Origin of the sequence: Aeromonas sp. HMWF014, from assembly GCF_963878295.1 — a bacterium.
Lineage (GTDB): Bacteria > Pseudomonadota > Gammaproteobacteria > Enterobacterales > Aeromonadaceae > Aeromonas > Aeromonas popoffii.
On sequence record NZ_CAWNYS010000519.1, the window covers coordinates 5,765 to 7,765 of the forward strand.

At 64.2% G+C, this 2,001-nt stretch carries 2 protein-coding genes; both read left to right on the forward strand.

Annotated features, from left to right (window positions below):
* A partial coding sequence (locus tag AAC083_RS23385) for a (2Fe-2S)-binding protein (RefSeq protein ID WP_258224792.1) occupies positions 1-530 on the forward strand: 530 nt, incomplete at its 5' end.
* Positions 527-1,804: a glycerol-3-phosphate dehydrogenase subunit GlpB gene (gene glpB / locus AAC083_RS20460; protein ID WP_108537583.1), complete on the forward strand. Its 1,278-nt coding sequence runs from the start codon at positions 527-529 to the stop codon at positions 1,802-1,804. The genes AAC083_RS23385 and glpB, both read left to right, overlap by 4 nt.
* Positions 1,805-2,001 lie beyond the last annotated feature (197 nt).

The window sequence follows — 2,001 nt, forward strand, 5'->3', positions numbered from 1 at the left end:
CGGAGAAGGTTTCCGCACCCGGTCTGTCGGTGCCGGTCGAAGGCTCCGCCCAATACCGCCACGGCGAGCGGGTCATCGCCTTCTTCCGTGACAATCCCAAGGCCAACGCCCTCATCTGCGAGTGCGAAATGGTCACCGCGGGTGAAATCGAATATGCCCTGCGCGAGCTGGACGTGGACAACCTCATCGACCTGCGCCGCCGCACCCGTCTGGGCATGGGCCCCTGTCAGGGTGAACTGTGCGCCTATCGCGCCGCCGGTCTGATGCAGGAGTATGGCAAGGCCGATGGCCGTCAGGCCTGCGTCATGCTGCGCCAATTCCTGGAAGAGCGTTACAAGGGCACCCGCCCCGTGCTGTGGGGCGATGCCCTGCGTGAAGCCGAGTTTACCTACTGGATCTACGAAGGGCTGTTTGGTCTGGGAGAGTGGACGGCGCCCCATCTGGTGGCCGAGCCTCCCTTTCCTCTCGACCCCCTGACCAAGACAGAAGACCACAGCCAGGCCCCATTGGCTCAAGGAGTGCAGTCATGAAATTTGACAGTATCGTGATAGGCGGCGGCATGGCGGGCCTCTCGGCGGCGCTACGCCTCGCCGAAGCGGGTCAGAAGACGCTGCTGATGGCCTCTGGCCAGAGTGCCCTGCACTTCTCCTCCGGCTCCATCGATCTGCTGGAGAGCGACGGCGATCCCCGCACCGCCCTGCCCGCCTTCATGGCCGAGCATCCGGACCACCCTTACAGCAAAGTAGGCCTGACCAACATAGAGGCGAGCCTCGCCGATCTGCAGCGCCACTGCCACGAGCAGGGGCTGCCCCTGTTTCGCCAGGAGACCAACCACCAGCGGCTGACCCCCATAGGCACCCTCAAATCCACCTGGCTGTCACCCCACACCTGCGCCTGCCTGACAGATGCACCGTCCCCCGATGCCATCTTGCTGGCTACCCTGGAAGGGTTTCGCGACTTTCACCCGGCGCTCGCAGCCGCCAACCTGGCGACCCATCCACGCTTCGCCCACTGCCACATCATGACGGGCGAAATTCGCCTGCCCCAGCTTGCCGAATTCAGCCGCAATCCCCACGAGTTTCGCTCTGCTGACATAGCCCGCCTGTTTGACAAACAACAGGGCGACCAGCCCGATCTGCTGGCAGATCTGGCTCGCGAGATCTGCCGCATGGTGCACGAGAGCAGCGATCCCGGTTGCCGCCATGTTGTATTGCCCGCCTGCCTGTCGCTGGGGCTGGTCGGCCCCCGTCTGGCGGAGCTGGAAAAACGCACCGGCTGCACCATCAAGGAGGTGGCGACCATGCCGCCATCACTCATCGGCATGCGGATGCAAGAGGCCCTCAAGCGCCGCTTCCTGGCCCTTGGCGGCACCTTCCTCACCAGCGAACGGGTGCTGGGCGCCCGCTATGAGGGGGACAGAGTCATAGGCGTACACAGCCAGAATGGCGATGACCAACTGTTCGAGGCGGACAACTTCGTGCTCGCCTCCGGCAGCTTCTTCAGCCGCGGCCTCGAATCCCGGCTGCGTGGCATTCGCGAGCCTATCTTCAATGCCGATGTGCTGAGTCTGGAGGAGCGTGACGCCTGGGCCGGTCGCCGCCTGTTCGACCACCACCCCTTCATGGGCTTCGGGGTCAAGACGGATGACACGCTGCGGGTAATGCGCGGCGGCAAGCCGCTCACCAACCTCTATGGGGCGGGCAGCGTGCTGGCTCACTATGATCCGATCCGCGAAGGCTCCGGCTCCGGTGTCGCCGTTGCCACCGGCTGGCAGGCCGCCTGCCATATTCTGGCAGGGGTGTGAGATGCCAACCCTGCATTTCCTGACTGCGGGCCGTTCGCTGCCCGCTCGACAACCCCATTGCCGCGTCCCTTGCGCTTTCAATCCGGCCCGGGAGGAGTAAATCATGCTACTGGATCACGCCAACCAAACTTTCGATCAGTGCATCAAATGCACCGTCTGCACCGCCTACTGCCCGGTGGCCAAAGCCAATCCCGCCT

Excerpts from the sequence above, each read along its gene's own strand:
- glpB (WP_108537583.1), top strand. The coding sequence starts at position 527 with ATGAAATTTGACAGTATCGTGATAGGCGGCGGCATGGCGGGCCTCTCG.